This is a genomic window from Pseudomonas khavaziana, assembly GCF_019145205.1.
GTDB lineage: Bacteria > Pseudomonadota > Gammaproteobacteria > Pseudomonadales > Pseudomonadaceae > Aquipseudomonas > Aquipseudomonas khavaziana.
In genome coordinates this window covers 1-345 of the sequence record NZ_JAHSTT010000067.1, presented here as the reverse complement: position 1 = coordinate 345, position 345 = coordinate 1, and the positions used below count along the sequence as shown (strand labels likewise).

1 protein-coding gene is annotated in these 345 nt (G+C 55.9%); it reads left to right on the top strand.

What is annotated here, in order from left to right; genetic code table 11:
• On the top strand, nucleotides 1–345 hold a 345-nt coding region (locus KVH01_RS29545; RefSeq protein ID WP_217883811.1), incomplete at both ends, for an IS5 family transposase.

Here is a 345-nt window from a genome sequence, read left to right as displayed (position 1 = left end):
CTTGCACGCCTGACCTTGAGCGCCCCGATACCTGAAGACACCACGATCATAAACTTCCGGCACCTGCTGGAAAAGCAACAACTGGCCCCTGCGATCCTCGCGGTCATCAACGGTTATCTGCAAGAGAAAGACCTGTCCCTGCGCCAGGGCACCATCGTCGATGCCACCATCATTCATGCCCCCAGCTCGACCAAGAACGAGGAAGGAAAGCGTGATCCCGAGATGCATCAGACGAAGAAAGGTAACCAATACTTCTTCGGCATGAAGGCGCATATCGTCGCCGATGCGGAGTCGGGACTGGTTCATCATGTTCATGGCACTGCGGCCAATGTGGCCGATGTCACA